At 44.7% G+C, this 19,013-nt stretch carries 17 protein-coding genes; 7 read left to right on the plus strand and 10 right to left on the minus strand.

Annotated elements, in window-relative coordinates; genetic code table 11:
• Nucleotides 1-177: 177 nt before the first annotated feature.
• Nucleotides 178-1,239, plus strand: a complete 1,062-nt coding sequence (locus B3O12_RS15705; RefSeq protein ID WP_286746398.1) for a sensor histidine kinase — start codon at nucleotides 178-180, stop codon at nucleotides 1,237-1,239.
• A 4-nt stretch (nucleotides 1,240-1,243) separates the two neighbouring features.
• Nucleotides 1,244-1,972, plus strand: a complete 729-nt coding sequence (locus tag B3O12_RS15710; protein WP_286756994.1) for a LytR/AlgR family response regulator transcription factor — start codon at nucleotides 1,244-1,246, stop codon at nucleotides 1,970-1,972.
• Nucleotides 1,973-1,995: 23 nt separating this feature from the next.
• On the opposite strand, the gene B3O12_RS15715 is transcribed toward B3O12_RS15710, so the two are convergent.
• The 7 genes from B3O12_RS15715 to zwf all read right to left on the minus strand — a co-directional run bounded on the left by B3O12_RS15715 (nucleotide 1,996) and on the right by zwf (nucleotide 8,532).
• Nucleotides 1,996-2,712: an HAD family hydrolase gene (locus tag B3O12_RS15715; protein ID WP_286756995.1), complete on the minus strand. Its 717-nt coding sequence runs from the start codon at nucleotides 2,710-2,712 to the stop codon at nucleotides 1,996-1,998.
• Between the two features lie 50 nt (nucleotides 2,713-2,762).
• On the minus strand, nucleotides 2,763-3,368 hold the full coding sequence (locus tag B3O12_RS15720) for a protein-tyrosine-phosphatase (RefSeq protein ID WP_286756996.1): 606 nt from the start codon (nucleotides 3,366-3,368) through the stop codon (nucleotides 2,763-2,765).
• Nucleotide 3,369: 1 nt separating this feature from the next.
• Nucleotides 3,370-3,828, minus strand: coding sequence for a DUF6428 family protein (locus tag B3O12_RS15725; RefSeq protein ID WP_286756997.1), 459 nt, complete (start codon nucleotides 3,826-3,828; stop codon nucleotides 3,370-3,372).
• Nucleotide 3,829: 1 nt separating this feature from the next.
• Entirely contained in the window at nucleotides 3,830-4,168 is a 339-nt protein-coding gene (locus B3O12_RS15730; RefSeq protein ID WP_286756998.1) for an ArsR/SmtB family transcription factor, read from the minus strand.
• Between the two features lie 90 nt (nucleotides 4,169-4,258).
• Nucleotides 4,259-6,241 (minus strand): monovalent cation:proton antiporter-2 (CPA2) family protein, encoded by a 1,983-nt coding sequence (locus tag B3O12_RS15735; RefSeq protein ID WP_286756999.1) that lies wholly within the window; start codon nucleotides 6,239-6,241, stop codon nucleotides 4,259-4,261.
• Nucleotides 6,242-6,270: 29 nt separating this feature from the next.
• The gene (gene pgl, locus B3O12_RS15740; protein ID WP_286757000.1) at nucleotides 6,271-6,990 is read right to left on the minus strand and encodes a 6-phosphogluconolactonase; all 720 of its coding nucleotides are present in this window, start codon (nucleotides 6,988-6,990) and stop codon (nucleotides 6,271-6,273) included.
• Nucleotides 6,991-7,005: 15 nt separating this feature from the next.
• Nucleotides 7,006-8,532 (minus strand): glucose-6-phosphate dehydrogenase, encoded by a 1,527-nt coding sequence (zwf, locus tag B3O12_RS15745; protein WP_286746412.1) that lies wholly within the window; start codon nucleotides 8,530-8,532, stop codon nucleotides 7,006-7,008.
• A 147-nt stretch (nucleotides 8,533-8,679) separates the two neighbouring features.
• Between zwf and gndA the strand changes: the two genes are divergently transcribed.
• The gene (gene gndA / locus B3O12_RS15750) at nucleotides 8,680-10,083 is read left to right on the plus strand and encodes an NADP-dependent phosphogluconate dehydrogenase (protein WP_286757001.1); all 1,404 of its coding nucleotides are present in this window, start codon (nucleotides 8,680-8,682) and stop codon (nucleotides 10,081-10,083) included.
• On the opposite strand, the gene B3O12_RS15755 is transcribed toward gndA, so the two are convergent.
• Both B3O12_RS15755 and B3O12_RS15760 read right to left on the minus strand, forming a co-directional pair.
• Nucleotides 10,080-11,429 carry a GntP family permease gene (locus B3O12_RS15755; RefSeq protein WP_189631079.1) on the minus strand — a complete coding sequence of 450 codons (1,350 nt, stop codon included), beginning with the start codon at nucleotides 11,427-11,429 and terminating at the stop codon, nucleotides 10,080-10,082. The genes gndA and B3O12_RS15755 overlap by 4 nt on opposite strands.
• Nucleotides 11,430-11,460: 31 nt before the next feature.
• Complete coding sequence (locus B3O12_RS15760) at nucleotides 11,461-11,949, minus strand: gluconokinase (protein WP_286757002.1); 489 nt, start codon at nucleotides 11,947-11,949, stop codon at nucleotides 11,461-11,463.
• Between the two features lie 96 nt (nucleotides 11,950-12,045).
• On the opposite strand from B3O12_RS15760, the gene B3O12_RS15765 reads away from it, so the two are divergent.
• The gene (locus tag B3O12_RS15765) at nucleotides 12,046-12,465 is read left to right on the plus strand and encodes an OmpA family protein (RefSeq protein WP_286746424.1); all 420 of its coding nucleotides are present in this window, start codon (nucleotides 12,046-12,048) and stop codon (nucleotides 12,463-12,465) included.
• Nucleotides 12,466-12,658: 193 nt separating this feature from the next.
• Here the strand turns inward: B3O12_RS15765 and B3O12_RS15770 are convergent, their stop codons facing one another.
• Nucleotides 12,659-13,213 carry a DinB family protein gene (locus B3O12_RS15770; protein ID WP_189631082.1) on the minus strand — a complete coding sequence of 185 codons (555 nt, stop codon included), beginning with the start codon at nucleotides 13,211-13,213 and terminating at the stop codon, nucleotides 12,659-12,661.
• A gap of 69 nt (nucleotides 13,214-13,282) precedes the next feature.
• On the opposite strand from B3O12_RS15770, the gene B3O12_RS15775 reads away from it, so the two are divergent.
• From B3O12_RS15775 to B3O12_RS15785, 3 genes are all read left to right on the plus strand, one after another.
• Nucleotides 13,283-14,497 carry an NAD(P)/FAD-dependent oxidoreductase gene (locus tag B3O12_RS15775; protein WP_286757003.1) on the plus strand — a complete coding sequence of 405 codons (1,215 nt, stop codon included), beginning with the start codon at nucleotides 13,283-13,285 and terminating at the stop codon, nucleotides 14,495-14,497.
• Nucleotides 14,498-14,573: 76 nt separating this feature from the next.
• Nucleotides 14,574-17,609, plus strand: coding sequence for a WD40/YVTN/BNR-like repeat-containing protein (locus tag B3O12_RS15780; RefSeq protein ID WP_286757004.1), 3,036 nt, complete (start codon nucleotides 14,574-14,576; stop codon nucleotides 17,607-17,609).
• Nucleotides 17,610-17,656: 47 nt separating this feature from the next.
• A complete protein-coding gene (locus tag B3O12_RS15785; protein WP_286757105.1) occupies nucleotides 17,657-19,012 on the plus strand; it encodes a YfcC family protein in 1,356 nt (451 codons plus the stop codon).
• The last annotated feature ends 1 nt before the right edge of the window (nucleotide 19,013 follow it).

Below are 19,013 nucleotides of genomic sequence, written 5' to 3' on the forward strand. Positions count from 1 at the left end.
CGGCTTTTTAGACTAAAGACTTAGTTTTGGTGTCTAATGGCATAAAACGGGCTACGAAGTCACTCGTCATAGCAATGGTGTATTTGGTGCCATTAGTTGTGTAGTTTGTCTATTTGTATGAATATTAGAAACTTATGGCCTAAGTTTAGTGCTTAAACACATGAGTTCACCAGTCTTATGAGCAAACCCCGTTTAGAGAATCTCCTTTTCAATAGCCCCAGAATTGTCTGGCATCTGGTTTTCTGGGCGGTTTATATTCTCTTTTTCGGCATTGTTTACGGAAGCTTTGAGGAGAAGTATGCGCTGCAAATTCTGATTCAGTCTACTGATGCTTTGGTACAACTACCGGCTGTCTATCTTACCCTTTATGTATTAATGCCGGTTTACCTGTTCCGTCAACGGTATGCCCGTTTCTTTGGCTGGTTAATTGTACTCATTCTTACCTTTTCCATGCTGGCCTGGATTGGCTATCTGTTAGTGCAACAGCCTTTGTTTTGGCCGGAAGATACTTACCGAAGTCCTATCATAAACATTGGCAAGATTCTAAAATTCACCACCAAGATATATCCGGTAGTGTTTCTGGCTGTTGTGATTAAGTGGTTCAAGTATTGGTATTTGGAGCAGAAGAAGAATCAACAGCTTGTAGAGGATAAACTGGAGGCGGAGTTAAAGTTTTTGAAAGCTCAAATCCATCCTCATTTCTTGTTCAACACGCTAAACAACCTTTATGCGCTTACCCTCAAGCGAAGCAAAGATGCTCCAGAGGTGGTTTTAAAACTTTCGGAATTGCTCGATTACATGCTCTATGAGTGCAATGCCGATAAAATTCCTTTGAGTAAAGAGGTAAGACTACTGCAAGGCTATATTGAACTGGAGAAAATTCGTTACGGGGAGCGGCTGAATGTGAGCTTTAATATGACTAAAGAAAACGGAGAGAAAATGATTGCTCCTTTGGTCATCTTGCCTTTTGTTGAAAATGCCTTTAAGCATGGGGCCAGTGAGGAATTGGAAGACTCGTGGATATCGATAGATATAGCCTCAAAAGATAAAAGCCTAACCTTAAAGGTTGAAAACAGTAAAAGTAATCATACCGATTCGGAAGATCACTTCTCTTACAAAGAGGGTATTGGGCTCAAAAATGTGAAGCGAAGGCTGGAAATACTTTACCCGGAGCAGCATGAATTGAATATCCACGAATCGTCAGACTCTTTTTTGGTGGTGTTGAAACTGAATTTTTAGACCAATGAAACTTAAATGCCTGGTAGTTGATGATGAACCGCTAGCCCGAGAGGTGATTATATCGCATATAGAGAAAATTGAGGCTTTGGAATTAGTGGAGCAATGTGATAATGCGCTCAAGGCCTTTGAAGTACTCAAGAAAGAACCGGTCGATTTAATATTTCTGGACATTCAAATGCCTAAACTCAATGGTATTGAATTCTTGAAAGTGCTGAACCCCGAAGCCCAGATTATTTTCACAACGGCCTATAGAGAATATGCTCTCGAAAGCTATGAGTTGAATGTGGCCGACTATCTGCTAAAACCTGTTTCGTTTCACCGTTTTCTCAAAGCCGTAAATAAGGTGGTAGAAGTGCAACAAGAAGAAAATAATGCTGCAGAACCGGCCGACAAATTAAGAACAGACGAACCGCACATTTTTCTAAAAGCCGACCGCAAAATGGTGAAGGTATATCTGAAAGACATTCTGTATATCGAAAGCCTCAAGGATTATGTGCGCATTAAACTACCCGGAAGAGAAGTAATTTCGTTGCAGAAAATCTCATTTTTAGAAGAGAAACTTCCGGAAGACTGTTTCATAAGAGTACACCGATCGTTTATAGTTCCTTTCAAAAAAATTGAAGCTTTCTCTAACCATGCGGTTGAGGTGAATGGTGTAGAAATTCCTATTGGCCGCAACTATAAGGAACAGGTGTTAGAACAGCTCAACTCAAGCAAATCTATTATTAGTTAAGGCCATACGATTGTGTGCTTCGGTTAGGCCCGGTAACCTGCATTTTCTTTGAGCCAGCCTGGCAATTCGCTAATAGATGTCAGCCGCGGAAATTTATAGCCGTTTATTTGGGCTGAACCTAACTGCTCGTGTGCCCAGGTATCATGAAAGGGTATGTGAATAGCTTGTGCACCCAGATCGAGTAGTGGAATTATATCTGACTTAAGCGAGTTGCCCACCATAAGCAATTCATTTTCTGTTAGCTGGTGTCTTTTAAGCAGGGCAGCGTAAGTGGCAGTGTCTTTTTCGCTAACTATTTCAACTACACTAAAGTACCGATCGAGGTTAGACCGCGCAATCTTATTCTCCTGATCCCACAAATCACCTTTGGTAATAACCATTAGCCTGTAGTGATTCTCCAGCTCATCGAGAACCTCTTCTACACCCGGTAATACTTGCACGGGATGTTGGAGCATTTCTTTACCCAACCGGATGATACGTTCTACATCACGACCCTTTAGCGCATAGTCTGTCAGCTCCAAAGCTGTTTCTATCATTGAAAGAGTAAAACCTTTTATACCATAGCCGAATAGTTGAAGATTTCGTATTTCAACCGCGTAAAGCTCCTTTTCCAAACCGGAATCAATGGTCATATAGTCGCTTAAGATAGCTTCGAATTTTAAGCGGGTATCGGTGAAAATGGGTTCATTGACCCAAAGCGTATCGTCTGCGTCAAAGGCAATGGTGGTAAGGCTAGGCATGCTTCAAATTAGCAACTAATAAGCCATTTCCGGCAAGGAAATATAGGTTTTTATGACTGGTCCTTTTGTAATTCTCTAAACACGTAGAGCATTTCAGAGGCCACTTTCAGGTTTGTATCGTCATAGGCCAATTGCACATCTGGTGTGTTATCGAAAGCCTTGGGGTCTGAATAGGTAAGAGGAATTCTGGCTGAGGCTTGCGGTATGTAAGGGCATGCTTCATAGGCGGCATCACAGGTCATTACTGCAATGAAGGGGTGTTTTAGGTTGTCGGGATGATCGAAAAGCTTGGAGTACATGGTCAGCCGGGTTTGCTTATCGATGGTAACTCGATGCCTGGGGTTTTCACTCTCGTCCATGAGCTCAATGCCAAAGCCCATTCGTTGACAGGAGGCTGCTGCATGGGCATTGAATCGGGTTACTTCCGTTCCTCCGGAAAGAGAGCGTATGTTGTAGCCAAAAAAGCGCGCGGCCGTTAGGGCCCAGAGCTGGGCCATTTGGCTTCTGCGAGAGTTATGGGTACAAATGAACTGTAGGGTAGGAGTGCCGGAACACTCCTTTATTTTACCCATTAATTCATTTAGAAGGCTCTTTCTTTCATGAGAAATAGGAAGCTTTTGAGCCTTTTCAATGGTGTGGAGTAATAGCGCATTCATATTAACAACAACCACCTCCCGGGCTGCAACAAGCCGCTGACGCTTCTGCCTGAGAGGCCGGTTGTTCAATTCCGCAACTGTCTTTGGCCAGGCAGTCGGTTTGTTGGGTAGTGAGCCAAAACTCTCCATTGTAGAAGTCCAGACCAAATTTTTGGATGGTCGCTTCACCCTGATATTCTACTTCAATTACTTGATCGGTAAGGTTGAGGTGACGCTCCGAAAGAGATATGATAGATTTTAATTTTTGAGGTGCTAGGCGGTGGTCATGGTCATTGGAGGTCCATAATTGAAAATTAATGACCGATTCTTTTCGAATAGTTCCGCCACAATCTATAAAGTGTTTGGTAACGGCACCAACCTCTGTCACATGAAAGTGCGAGGGTATTTGAGTGCCGTCAGGCAAACGAAAAGAAATTTCTTGAAGATTCTCCAGTATGTGTTTTAATTCAGATAGCTTCATATCAACAGCGTTTAGAGTTACACGGATCATGACTATAAGACTGAAACAAACGATTTAGTCTCGACTCAAAATATTTCCAACGTTCGGCATTAATACAATAGCTCATGCTTACACCTTCTATAGTCCCTGATATGAGCCCTAGACTTTTGAGCTCTTTTAGGTGTTGACTAATAGTAGCCTGAGCCAGTCCTAGTTCGGCAACCAAATCGCTATTAATGCAGGCATTGGCTTTAAGTAAATGTTCGAGTATGGCTATTCTGGCCGGGTGAGCAAGAGCCTTGGCCATATTGGCCAGTTCGTTTTGCTCGGTGGTAAATAAATCTGTTTTTGTTAGCCCCATAAATACATTGCAATATTACGATGAATAGATCATTCGACCTAACTTTGGGTATATATTTTTCCCTTAAGTTCTGTGTTTTCTGTACCGGGCTCAGGTAGCCAGCCGGTAGAAATTCTCAATGTTGTGCTGTTCACCCTGCACGTAGACAATATCGCCCTGCTTAATCTTCTGGTCAGCACTAATGTTCTGAATTAGTTCATTGTTTCTGGATATGGCCAGAATATTAATGCCGTAATTGTTCCGTATTTGCAGGTCTTTAAGCGGCTTACCCACCAGTTTGGAGCTATCGGTAGTCACCCGGAGGCAGGTAATGTTAAAGTCTGGAAATTTAGAGGGCTTAAAGGTTCTCGGTAGCGATTTTTTATTTTGAAAGAGCTCGTAGTTATCGGCCCTAACAGCTTCAATAAAGCGGTTGATGTCGTCTACCGGTACTAAAAACTGGTGGAGTATTCTGGAGAATATTTCAATGGATGTTTCGAATTCTTCAGGAATAACTTCGTCAGCACCAAGGGCCAACAGCTCATTCATTTCTTTTACATATCGGGTGCGGACAACGAGGTAAACCGATTGCGATATGCTTCTTATATTACTAATGATGGCCTTGGTGGCCTTGGGGTCTGAGATAGCAATTACCACCCCTCTGGCCTTATGAAGGTGCACATGTTCTAAAATGTGCTTTTGAGAGGCATCGCCAAAAAGTATAGGTATCTCCTTTAGCCTTTCTCTTCTTACTGTTTCTGCGTTGAGCTCTAGCACCACATAGGGTATTTGATTTACCCGTGCGGCATGGGCCACATTCGAACCATTCACTCCATAACCAATTATCACCAGGTGGTTGTTGAGTTCATCGGGCGCATCTTCTAAAACAGGTTGTAGTCCGCTCATTTTCTTAGTAACCGAGTCGACTAACCGAGACCTAAGGGCCAGGCTGGAAAGCCGCTCAGAAAACATCATAACAAAAGGTGTGCAGAGCATAGAAAGAATGGAAACGGCTAAAAAGTATTGGTTGGTTTGGTCATCAATTAGCCCGTATTCTATTCCTGTTTTAGAGAGAATAAAAGCGAATTCTCCAACCTGAAAGAGTGCCAGTCCGGTAATGATAACCGTGCGTGGCGGGTATTTAAGCACAGCCACAGCAAAAGAGGCAATGGCCGATTTGAGTGCAAACACACCTACGAGCAGCAAGAGTATTGGCCCCAGATTTTCAAGCAAAAAGAATACGTCAAGCAACATGCCTACCGATATGAAGAAGAAGGAGGTGAACAGCTCACGAAAGGGGAGTATTATGCTTGTGGCCTGATGGCTATATTCCGATTCTGATATGATGAGTCCGGCCAAAAAAGCTCCTAAAGCCAGTGAAAGCCCGGCCTCGGAGGTAAGAAAGGCCACAGCAAAACAGATGGTAATGGTGGCCAATAAGAAGAGCTCTTTGCTTTTGGTCTTAGCTATGGCATACATGAGCTTAGGCACCAAATAACGCGCACTTAGAATGGTGACAAGAATAACCACAGCCGACTTTATGACCAGCTCGATAACACTTTGGGTTACATTGGTGGTTGCTCCGGCAATAATGGGAGTAACCAGCATCATTGGCACAACTATGATGTCTTGAAAAATGAGAATTCCCAGAGCATTTCTGCCGTGTGGTGTAGAAATTTCGTTACGCTCCTGAAAAATAGAGAGCACAATGGCTGTACTGGAAAGTGAGAAGAGAAAGCCCGTAAAAACAGCTTCATTCCAACTACTACCCAAAAGATAATATATACCTCCGGAGAACACCACTGTGAGCCCCACCTGCAACAGCCCCCCTATAAAAACGGTCCGTTTTATAGACATTAGTTGTTTGATGGAAAGCTCCATGCCAATTACAAATAATAGCAGAATGACTCCGATTTCGGCAATAATTTCTACCTGTTCGGCAGCTTCTACCAGGCTAAAGGCATAAGGGCCAATGAGAATGCCTGTGAGCAAAAAGCCAAGTATAGAGGGCAATCGTAAACGCTGAAGAAGAAAAACAATGATTACTGAGAAAACCAGCAATACCAGTAAGTCTTGAAGCAGCGGTAGGTGCATAATCTACTTAATTTAGGGTGTTTGAAAGGTTAGGGCTTTTTATAGCTGCTTGCCGCAGCTTCATCGAGAAACCAGATTAATTCTCCTTCTTTGGGGTTGATGTGATAGGCCGGATATGATTTGGCCACATCTTGTTCTTCAAAAATCTGTTTTATCTTCTCCTTTTTGTTGTCTCCGGTCACCAAAAAACATACGGAGCGCGCCTGGTTAAGTACCGGGCCCGTGAGCGTGACTCTTTTCTGGCCGGTTTCCGGGTGGTTGGCTACTTCACAGGTTTTGGCACTGTCCAGCAATTCGATTTCATGAGGAAAAATTGAAGCTGTATGGCCATCGGTTCCCATGCCCAGAATGATTATGTCGAATACCGGATTTCCGTCTTTCTTTGGTAGGTTTTGCTCAATTAACTGTCCGTAGCGAATGGCTTCTTGTTCAGGGTCGTTTTCTCCCAGCACTCTGTGTATGTTGCCTTCAGGAATGTTCACCTTAGCCAGTAAATGCTCATTGGTCATTTTATAGTTGCTGTCGTTGTCGGTAGGTGCTACACAACGTTCATCGCCCCAGTAAAGGTTTATTTTTGTCCAGTCAAAGGCTGCGGCATAGTCTGTAGCCAACAGGTCGAAAAGTATTTTTGGTGTAGAGCCACCGGAAAGTGCCACATTCATTGCTCCATGCTGTTTGTGCCAGGCCAGCATATATTCGGCAAAGGCTTTGGCGGTAGCAACGGGGTTTTCACAAATATTGATTTGCATAATCTTCTTCTTCAGTTAAAGTTCACAGTAATTCCCATCGTTTGTCAGGTTGCTGCAGGGGTATCGCCAGGTCATTTTATCCCCTTCAATCAGGCTGTCTGCATTTTCCGGCCCCCAGGTTCCTGAAGGATATCCATAAATGGGCACTTCGTCATTGGCCCATGCTTTGAGTATTGGGTCTATAAATTCCCAGGCAGCTTCGGTGGAGTCGCCACGGGCGTAAAGAGTAGCATCTCCCTGCATGCAATCCAGTATCAGGCGTTCGTAAGCATCAGGTACATACACATTGCTGAGATCGTCATAGTGAAAGTCCATATTCACATGCTCCGTATTGTAGCCGGCTCCCGGAATCTTCATGGCGAATTTCAGTAATATACCTTCGTTGGGCTGAATTCTCAGTACCAATGTGTTTTGCGGGTTGGCCAGATGCGGGTTGGCCGAGAAAAGGTGATGATGGTTAGGTTTGAAGTGAATAACCACTTCTGTAACCCGTGTAGGGAGGCGTTTTCCGGTGCGTATATAGAAGGGTACACCTGCCCAGCGCCAGTTGTCGATATAAAACTTGAGAGCAGCATAAGTTTCCGTTTTAGAATTCGGGTCAACTCCTTCTTCTTCGCGATAGCCCGGCACTTTTTCTCCTCGAATGGTAGAGGCCGTGTATTGGCCTCTGATTACATTTTTGGCAATATCTTCAGTGGTGTATGGTCTCAGACTTTGAAACACCTTAAGTTTCTCATTTCTAATACTTTCGGCATCGGCTTTCACGGGAGGTTCCATGGCTACCAGCGCTACGAGCTGAAACAAATGGTTTTGCACCATGTCGCGCAAGGCCCCCGAAGAGTCGTAGTATCCGCCTCTTTTTTCTACTCCCACGCTTTCTGCCGCGGTAATTTCAACCCGATGAATGTAGTTCCGATTCCATAGGGGTTCGAATATGCTATTGGCAAACCGGGTAACAAACATGTTTTGTACCGTTTCTTTACCCAAGTAGTGATCGATTCTGTATATCTGATCTTCCTCAAAGAATTTTCTCAGGTGTTGGTTCAAGTGCCTGGCCGATTCCAAATCATATCCAAAGGGTTTTTCTACAATCAGCCGGCTCCATCCGTTTTTTTGACTATTCAAGCCATTGGCCGCCAGCCCCTCGGCAATAACCTCATATAGGCTGGGAGGGGTAGAGAGGTAGAAAATGTAATTATGACAGGTAGCCTTCTCCTCGTCTAGTGCCCTAAGCCTTTCTTTGAGTGTGGCATAAGCCTCTATGTTTTTGGTGTCGAGCGACTGGTAATGAATGAGCTTGGAAAACGCATTAAGGTCGTCTTGACTTACTTTATTTTTGTCGGTGAGATGCTCGTTCTCAAAAACCACACTCTGCCTGTATTCTTCATCGCTGTAAGCCGTGCGCCCCACACCAACTACAGCATAGCACTCGGCTAAAAAGCCTCCTTTAAAAAGATTGAAAACTGCAGGGATTAACTTGCGCTTGGTCAAATCGCCTGAGCCTCCGAATATTACCAAAACTTGATCGTCAGTTTTTTTCATTAATGTTTTATGCCTTGCTAAGGCTTTGTTTCTTTGTAAAGTCTAAATCAGTTTTACCCGCTAAAGTTCCGCGATAAAGATAATGGGTTGTGGTCAGAGTAGAGGAACTTAATGGTAGTTTTAGAACTTGGAAATTAAAACAAAAGCATGTCTCAAGAAAAGTATGATTTTGGCCTGATAGGGCTGGGCGTAATGGGTAAGAACTTTATTCTTAATGTGGCCGACCATGGTTTTTCGGCTCTGGGTTACGACCTGGATCAGGGCAAGGTAGAAGGGCTCATTGAGGAAGCCGGTAATGATAAAGTTTCGGCCACAACAGATGCAGATACTTTTTTGGCCGGACTAAAGCGACCTCGAAAAATTATGCTGCTGGTTCCGGCCGGAAAACCGGTAGACGCAGTAATAGAGAGTTTGAGGCCTAAGTTGGATGAAGGAGATATTATTATAGATGGAGGTAACTCGTTTTATACTGATACCGACCGGAGGTTTGAATCGCTGGCCAAAGACAAAATTCACTTTTTTGGAGCCGGAGTTTCCGGTGGGGCTAAAGGCGCCCGGGTGGGGCCTAGTATTATGCCCGGGGGCAATAAAGAGGCCTATGAACATATCCGACCTATTTTTGAAGCCGCATCGGCTAAGGTAAATGGTGAACCTTGCGTGGCGCACTTGGGAAATGGTTCGGCCGGAAATTATGTGAAGATGGTGCACAACGGCATTGAGTATGGCCTTATGCAGCTCATTTCAGAGGCATACGATATAATGAAGCATGGCCTCCGAATGTCTAATGTTGAAATGAAAGCCACTTTCGAGGCTTGGAACCAAGCCGAACTCGGTTCTTTCCTTACAGAAATTACGGCAGACATATTGGGAGTTCCAGATGATTTGGAAACCGGTGCATTGGTAGATGCTATTTTGGATAAGGCAAAACAAAAAGGAACCGGAAAATGGACTTCGCAAAACGCCATGGATCTGGGAGTGCCAATACCTACGGTAGATGCTGCTGTACGGATGCGCGAAATTTCTTCGTTCAAAAGTATGCGCGTTGAGGCAGCTAAACTATACACTTTGCCCATGGCTAAGCGGGCCGATTTATCGACCGATGAACTGAAAGCCGCGCTCTATACTTCCTTTATTGTTACTTATGCGCAAGGACTCCACCAGCTATCGGAGGCTTCTAAGGAATATAATTATGACCTGAATCTGGAGGTGATTGCTAAAATTTGGAGAGGCGGATGCATTATCAGGGCAAAATTCCTTGAAGAGATTCGTAAGGCCTATTCGTTCAATAAATCGCTTCAACATCTGTTGCTCAATGAGCAAATAGCCGAATTAGTGAAAACTAACCTCCCTCATTTAGCTAAGGTTTGCGCTGAGGGTATGCGTCTTGGTCTGCCGGTTTCGGCTTTGGCAGCATCACTTAACTATTTCAATGCATTCAAGGCCGAACGTTTGCCGCTAAACCTCATTCAGGCCCAGCGAGACTATTTTGGATCTCATACCTATGAGCGATTGGATCGGCCGGGTATTTTTCATACGGAGTGGGAGGCCTAAACGAACTGATAGGCAATAAGCACGAGTATAAAGCTGGTAACAGAAATAAGGCTCGACTGTATGGTCCATGAGCGCAGGGTTTGTTGCACAGACTGGCCTAAAATGCGATTGACTAACCAAAAACCACTGTCGTTTACGTGAGACATAACGATGCTGCCTGAGGCAATGGCCATCATGATGAAGGTTTTCTCCAGCATGTTCAGGTCCATTCCCGGTAATACAGCGGCTACAATTCCGGCACCGGTGAGCATGGCCACCGTAGCACTGCCTTGCATAATACGAACCAGCACGGTAACCAGGTAGGCTAGCAGAAGCACAGAAAAGCTTGTATTTAGCATGCCCTGGGCTATTATATCTCCTATACCGGTGTTAATCATTACGGTTTTAAGAACTCCTCCTGCCCCGGTTATCAGAATAATAGAGCCGGCCGGAGCCAGTGAATCATTAGAGAGTTTGAACAAGGCCTCTTTTCCTAAACCCTTTTTGACCCCAAGAAAGTAAAGGGCTAGAAAGGTAGCCAATAGGAGCGATACAAACGGATGTCCTATAAAAGCCGCAACATCGACAAAAACCGAAGAAGCTATGAGGCCTTCACGAGCCATTGTGTTTAGAAATGATCCTAACAGTATAAGGCAAATGGGAAGCCCCAAAACCCAGAAAATGGTACGAACCAGCCCTTCGTCCAGAGCTTGGTCGGTCGTTTCAGTTGCTATTTCCAATTCACCATCGGGAGTATCGGGTACCAGAAACTTAGTCATAATCAGCCCGCAGAAAAGCGCAACGGGGATGCCAACGAGGGCTCCTACAACAATGGCATAGCCCAGGTCTACCTGCAATATATCTGCCACCGCTACCGGCCCGGGTGTAGGAGGAATAAAGCTATGGGTAATTCCCAGTCCTGTCAGCAAGGGAAGGCCATAGTATAATACATGGCGATTACTCTTTTTGGCCAGTGCCTTTACCAGGGGCATAAGAATGATAATACCTACATCGAAGAATACAGGAATAGAAACTATAAAGCCTGTGCTTAACAGGGCCAGCCGAGACTTGGATTCTCCTCCTTTTTTTAACAGGTAACGAGCCAATGCCTGAGCACCCCCCGAATGTTCCAGTATGGCTCCAAAAATGGCTCCCAATCCCACAATGGTAGCTACAAAGGCCAGCGTATCGCCCATGCCTTTTGCTATAGAATCGATTATCTCGTCAGTATTCAGCCCTCCTAAAAGGCCTACCCAAATGCTGGCAAAAAGCAAACTCAGAAAAGCATTGAGCTTCCACTTCATAATTAGAAAAAGGAGCAGGGCTACTCCCGAAACAATGGCCAGATAGAGTTGTAGGTTTTCCATGAAAAAGTAATGAAGCCAAGAAATTAGTCAATTACTGTAAAGTGGAAAAATGTTCGGCCAGTAAATCAACCGATTTGGTAATATTGAGGGTGGCCGATAGGCGAAAAGCACTTGAAGGGATCTCTAGCGCATCGAGCTGAGATTGTACTAATGTAGCGGGCATAAAATGACCTTTACGTCTTTTTAGTCTTCTGTGAGCTTCTTCGGCAGTAATCTCTAAGTAAACCAGATGTAGTTTTAGGCGTTGGGCCAGGTACAACCTGTAACTTTCTTTAAGGGCGCTACAACCCAATACAAAACATGGCCTATGACTTTGTAATATGTGTTCTACTATGGCTGCAAGCCAAGGCCATCGGTCGTCATCGTCTAAAGGCTGCCCGCTGCTCATTTTCATCACGTTTTCGCGAGGGTGAAAATCGTCAGCATCTAAAAACGGCATGCCCATACGTTTGGCCAAGGCTTTTCCCACGGTGCTTTTACCTGCACCGCTTATCCCCATCACCACTATAACTTCTTTCAATGTTTTTTCCGTTTGTCACTTAAAATTCAGCAGTTCAAGTTATTTGAAAAACTCTACATCTGCCAAAGCGTTAATAGTCAGGTAATAAGGAGTTCTATGCTCAGGTGGTTTATTATATTATGGCTTTTAACGAGTACTCTATTCTCAGTAAACGCACAGACGTTTGGCGAGCCATCGGCTATTCGAAGTATTTATTTTGGAGGAGGAAGTGCCCGTGTGGACATACGCCAGGCCAATCAGCTAAAATCATTTCTGGACTCTATACCAAATATTCATGATTATTTTATCACAGTGCATAGCCATACCGACAATATAGGTGGCAAGGAGTATAATGAGCGGCTCAGTAAAATGAGGAGTCAGTCCGTAATTGATCTAATGCTAAAGCTGGAGAAGATTAAAAAGGAAATGATAGAGGTACGAGATTTTGGGCTATATAACCCGGTTTACGATAACTCAACCTGGGAAGGACGTATGAAAAACAGGCGGGTAGATGTGATTCTTTGGCTGGTTATTTAAAGAAACTGCCGAAATCAAAACCTTAAGGCTTTCTTTCGACAGCTTTTCTTTCGAGTGGTTTAGTGATGTGTCTACTACTGCCACAAGCTGTACCCACCCGGTATTTTATTACTGCTATTTCTGCCAACATCAATGGAGTTGAAACCCGGAGTCTGTTCTTTAGCTTGCCAGATTGGTCTCTCCATTATTGTTTTTAGAAAAGCTTTTCGGGTGGTGGTGTTACCCCTTTCATTCTCAGGTATACTGTAGTTTGCCCTCTGTGGTGAGTTTGGTGTTCAAACGCTTTTTTAAGCCACTCTACCCTGGAAATATTGAAGCCAAAAGATTCAACTTTTTCTTCGCCTTTGGTCATATCCATGTTTTTTACGGCAGCAATACACCAGTCGTAAGCTTCAACAGTGATATCACGGAGGGCTTTTTTGTTATGATATTTGCTTTCCTTTTCAAGGTTTACCGTAGCGTAAATACGCTCAGCGCCCGTAGCATTGGCTACAATACCAATATTGCCCTGAGCCATGTGTAGAAATTGTTCGGCAAAGGTGCGTACTCCTTCGGTAGGTCTAAAAGTTATGCCGTCTTCAGGCATGGCATCAATATACTCCAATGAGTAGGCCTTAGCTCGTTCCCAGTCGGCAACGAAACCTTCTTTCATCGACTCCTCCACTGCAGAGTCTCCCGTTACGATCAGATTGGCCGAAGCAAATATGATGAGCGTAAGTGCTAAAATGGTTTTTGTGAAGTTTTTCATGAGATTTGAATAAAAGTGTCTTAAAGTCTTACGGTGATATTGGCAAAATGATTTGTTACTTTGATCCCCATGAACAATAGAGTGGCCATTATAGGTGGTGGAGCGGCCGGTTTTTTTGCAGCTATTTCGTGTAAAATACATGCCCCAAATGCCAGGGTTGTGTTGTACGAAAAATCCGTCAAACTGCTGGCTAAGGTAAAGGTTTCCGGAGGCGGTAGGTGTAATGTAACGAATGGTTGCCAGGGTATTCCTACTTTTGCAGCACATTACCCAAGGGGTGAAAAGTATCTTAAAAAAGCCTTTTCACAATTCAATGCCTCAGATACAATCGAGTGGTTTGAAAGTAGGGGAGTACAACTAAAGGAGGAAGCCGATGGGCGCGTGTTTCCTGTGACGGACAATTCTCAAACCATAGTAGATTGCCTTTTGAATGAAGCTCGAAAGCTTAGGATTGATATTCAACTCAGTGCGGCCGTACAGGCCATTCAGAAAGAAGGAAATGCCTTTAAACTCCGTTTTAAAGAAGGAACCGAACAATTCGATAGAGTGATAGTGGCAACCGGTGGCAGTCCTAAACCAGAAGGTTTTGGCTGGTTAGAATCGCTCGGTCATCAGGTAGAACCGCCAGTGCCCAGTCTTTTCACTTTTAACATGCCCGGGCAGTCCATTACTCAGCTCATGGGTGTATCGGTGCCTGCCGCAGTTGTAAAAATTCAGGGTACACGCCTAATGGAAAAGGGACCTTTATTGATTACCCATTGGGGTATGAGTGGCCCGGCCATTTTGAAAACATCGGCCTGGGGTGCTCGTTTGCTTCACGAAATGAACTATAAGTTCATAGCTCATATTAACTGGTTGGGCCTTAGCGAAACGGAGTTAAGGGAGATGTTAGGGCAAATACAGACAGACCACCCCAAGAAAAAAATTAAAAATCAGATGCCGCAGGGGCTTACACAGAGGCTATGGGAACATTTTCTGACAACCCTTGGAATAGACGAAGATAAGCCATGGGCTGAACTGTCGAAAAAGTCACTTAACCGTTTGGTGGAAAAACTCGGCAACGATCAGTATCCGGTGAACGGAAAAACCACTTTTAAAGAAGAGTTTGTGACAGCCGGGGGGGTAAAACTGGGTGAGGTAAACTTCAACACCATGGAGAGTCGGGTGGTTGAAGGCTTGTTTTTTGCTGGAGAAGTGCTCGATATAGACGGTATTACGGGAGGCTTTAATTTTCAGGCTGCCTGGACCACCGGCTACATTGCCGGAAAACACTGCCTGGCTTAGTTCCGCTCGTCAAAATGCTGCACCGCTTTTTGCAGTATTTATTTTAATTTCCCCATTCTTAAAATTTAAAACTATCATGAAGATTAGACATCTGATCATTACATGTCTTGCAGTGTTTTCTTCCATGGGTCTACAGGCCCAGGATCTGCAGGAAATTCTTAAAAACTATGAGTTCCGAAACGTAGGCCCACTAAGGGGAGGCCGTGTTACAGCCGTGGCCGGAGTAGCCAGCCAGCCCTCCGTTTTTTACATGGGAGCCACAGGTGGTGGCGTTTGGAAAACCGATGATTACGGAATGACCTGGAACAATGTATCAGATGGATATTTTTCAACCCCTTCTATTGGAGCCATATCGGTTTATCAAAAAGATCCCAATATCATTTATGTGGGTACAGGCTCTGACGGTTTGCGCTCCAATGTGATTACAGGAAAGGGCATGTACAAATCTACCGATGCCGGTAAAACCTGGGAGTTTATAGGCTTAAAAGAAACCGGGCAGATTGGTGCTGTTGAGATTCATCCGGATAATCCCAATGTGGTTTATGTGGCTGCTATTGGTAAAGCTTTTGGTAAAAACGAAGAGCGAGGAGTATTTAAAACAGTCGATGGAGGAAAGTCTTGGCAAAAAGTATTGTATCATTCCGATAGTGTGGGTTTCTCCGATTTGGAATTGGCTCCTGACGACCCGAATACGATCTATGCCGGAGCCTGGCGTGCAGAACGTAAGCCCTGGACAATTATCAGTGGTTCGTCTGAGGGAGGCGTGTACAAGTCGACCGATGGAGGAGTGAACTGGACCAAACTTACCAACGGATTACCAACCCGACTGATTGGTAAGATAGATTTTGCCGTTTCGGCAGCGAAGCCGGAGAGGGTATATGCTAATATTGAAGCTTCAGACGATCAGGGCGGTTTGTACAGATCGGACAATCGTGGCGAAAGCTGGGAATTTGTTTCAGACAATTCTAACCTTACCAACCGGCCTTTTTACTACACCAATATTTATGCAAATCCGAAAAATGCCGATGTGGTGTTCAACAGTGCACTTCGCTTTTTAAAATCGACCGATGGGGGCAAAACCTGGCGGTCTGTGAGTACTCCTCATGGAGATAACCACGATATTTGGATTAACCCTAACGACACTTCCATTTGGATTCAGGCCAACGATGGGGGAGCAAACGTAACACTCAACAATGGCCGAACCTGGTCTACTCAATTCAACCAACCAACAGCCGAGCTGTATCAGGTAGAGGTAGACGATCAATACCCGTATTGGTTATATGCCGGCCAGCAAGACAATTACAGCACTATTGCAGTGCCCAGTATGCCAACAGAAAGTGTGCAGTCGGGGAGCAATGCTTTTATCATAAACACCGGTGGTTGTGAAACAGGCCCTGCCGTGCCTAAACCCGGAAATCCCAATATTGTATACTCCAATTGCAAGGGGCGTTTTGGAGTATATGACAAGCGCACCGGCCAGGAATTACAGTACTATGTGGGGGCAACCAATATTTATGGACACAATCCCAAAGATCTTAAATTCCGTTTTCAGCGAGTGGCTCCCATTCATGTATCGCCTCATAATCCCGATGTAGTGTATCATACCTCACAGTATGTACACAAAACCACAGACGATGGAAAGACCTGGGAAATTATTTCGCCAGACCTGACAGCCTTTGAAGCTGACAAGCAGGTGGTACCGGGAGAACCAATTACCCGCGATGTAACGGGAGAAGAATACTACAGTACCATTTATGCCATTAGAGAGTCTACCTTGCAGGAAGGCCTTATTTGGGTAGGGGCTAATGACGGACCTGTGCATGTAACCCGAGATGGTGGTAAAACCTGGACCAACGTGACTCCTGACATGCCCAAAGGGGGCAGGGTAGATGCAGTAGAACCCTCACCTCATAATCCGGCCAAAGCTTACGTGGCCGTTTTGCGCTATCAATTGGACAATGACTTTAGCCCTTACATCTATAAAACAGAAGATTATGGGCAAACCTGGGAGCTCTTAACTCCCGGTAATAATGGAATACCGGCCGATTACCCTACCCGCGTGGTTCGTGAAGACCCTGAGAAAGAAGGGGTGCTCTATGCCGGTACCGAGTTTGGGCTTTTTGTGTCGTTCAATGATGGTAAAAACTGGCAGGCTTTTAATAATAACCTGCCTGTAACCCCAATTACTGACATTAAGGTGCATAATGATGACTTGGTGATGTCTACCATGGGTAGAGGATTTTGGATATTGGACAACATTATTAGCCTTAGAGAACTGGCCGATGTAAAAGACTATCAGGCTTATTTGTTCGATTTGAAAGACGGAATAAGAAACCGTATGAGAGCCTCTAGCGATTATAATGGCCCGGAATATCCATCGATGGGAGTTACAATTGACTACTATATAAAAGACCAAGACCAGCCGGTAAAGCTGGAAATTGTGAATAGTGAGGGTCAGGTGGTTCGTTCTTTTGTAAATGGAAGACCAAGCCCTCCGGTAGATACAGAACGAGACATGTCTACGGAATTTTCTGAGCCGCCAGCCGCTGGAGGACTACCAAATAAGCAGGGAATTAACCGCTATGTATGGAATATGCGCCATGCAGGAGGCTGGAGTGAGAATCCAAGAAGGTCTTATCTTGGCAATGGGCCAATGGTATCGAATGGCACCTATACGGCCAGACTTACTGTGGGCGATCAGGTGATGGAAGAACAGTTTAAAGTGGTACTGGACCCAAGAGGCAGCCTGGTGAATGATGATGATGTAGCTGAGCAAGAGCGGTTGGCTTTGGAGATTCAGTCGTTTGCCGATGAGGTGGCTCAATTGGTAGCTACGGTAGCCAAGGCCAGAGAAGACCTGCAAAACAGCCTTGAAACTGAAAAAGCAAGTAAGAGAGCGCAACGCAAGAAAGAACAGTTAGATGCGATTTATTACCAATTGGTAACGCCTCCGGGTACATACATGCAGCCAATGTTGCAGTCACAGACCGGCTATCTTTCGAGCATGATTGGGCGGGCAGACCAACGTCCGGGGCAAGATGCTTATGAACGTTTTGAAGAATTGAAAAGCCGCTTCGAAGCAATTAAGAAAGAATTTGAGTCGCTTAAGTAGTGGCCGATAAGTCAATCAATAGGCTCCGTTTTAGCTTTCCACACCCAGTGGTAATGCTCTTCGGGATTTTAGTGCTCACAGCTTTGATGAGCTATCTAATACCTGCAGGAGTTTTTGATAGAGAAATAATTGATGGCAGGAGCCGGGTAATTCCCGGCTCTTATCATACCATAGACCCTACACCATTATCATTCCTAGATACTTTTCTGGCAATTCCCGGAGGTTTTGCCTCTGCTATTCCCATCATATTTGTGGTGCTTTCTTCGGGCATTATGTTCGGCATGTTAGAGAAGTCTGGCATGATCGAAAACGCGGTTGGTAGTTTTGTTAAAAGGCTGGGAGTGGAGAGAAGGTTGCTGGTTGTGGTGCTTCTAACTTACTTATATGGCTGTTTAGGAATCTTTATTGGGTATGAAAACAATATTGCCCTTATTCCGCTTGCGGCCATTACTTCTCTTGCACTTGGTGGAGATCTTATGCTGGCCGCTGGTATATCTGTTGGAGCGGTTACGGTGGGTTTTGGGTTGTCTCCGGTAAATCCTTATACCGTAGGAACAGGGCATACACTGGCACAAATGCCTATGTTTTCCGGATGGTTATTGCGACTTATTCTCTGTTTGGGGGCTTTAACCGTGTTGGCCTATTTTAACCTGCGGTACTTTAAAAAGATAATTAAGGAGCCTGAGAAATCGCTCTCTCTTGGTATAGATACCAGCGGTTTAAAGCTTTCAAAACCTTTGCATACCTATGCCATGAGCACCAACAACTGGCTGGTGCTTTGGGCTTTCGTTTTAGGCATGATCGTTATGCTCTATGGGGTTTTTAAGTGGCACTGGTACATCAATGAAATTTCTGCCATGTTCATAATCATTTCTATTGTGGCAGGATTGCTATCGCGAATGAGCGGTAAAACTATTGGTGAGACCACCTTGCGATCGGTAGCGGTTGTGGCACCCGGGGCGTTTATGGTAGGCTTAGCCACCAGCATTAAGGTGGCCATGGAAATGGCCAATATTTCAGACACCATAGCCTTTAATCTTTCAGAAGGTCTTAAAGAATTGCCGCTTTATGCCAGTGCTCTGGCTATGTCAGGTTCGCAATGTGTCATTAATTTTTTTATACCTTCCGGCAGTGGGCAGGCCTTGGCTACTTTGCCCATAATGTTGCCTTTAGGAGATGTTTTGGGGCTTACCCGACAGTCCACAATTCTTGCATTTCAGATTGGGGATGGTGTAACCAACCTGATCAATCCCACTCTCGGGGGGCTTATTGCTATGCTGGCTATGTGCAGAATTCCTTTCGACAAATGGATACGTTTTATCGCTCCGGTTGTAGGGCTGGTACTGCTTATGGCCTGGATTGGACTGAGCGTGTCGGTGGCCATTCATTGGGGGCCTGCCTAAA

Source organism: Roseivirga sp. UBA838 (genome assembly GCF_002296035.1).
Lineage (GTDB): Bacteria > Bacteroidota > Bacteroidia > Cytophagales > Cyclobacteriaceae > Roseivirga > Roseivirga thermotolerans.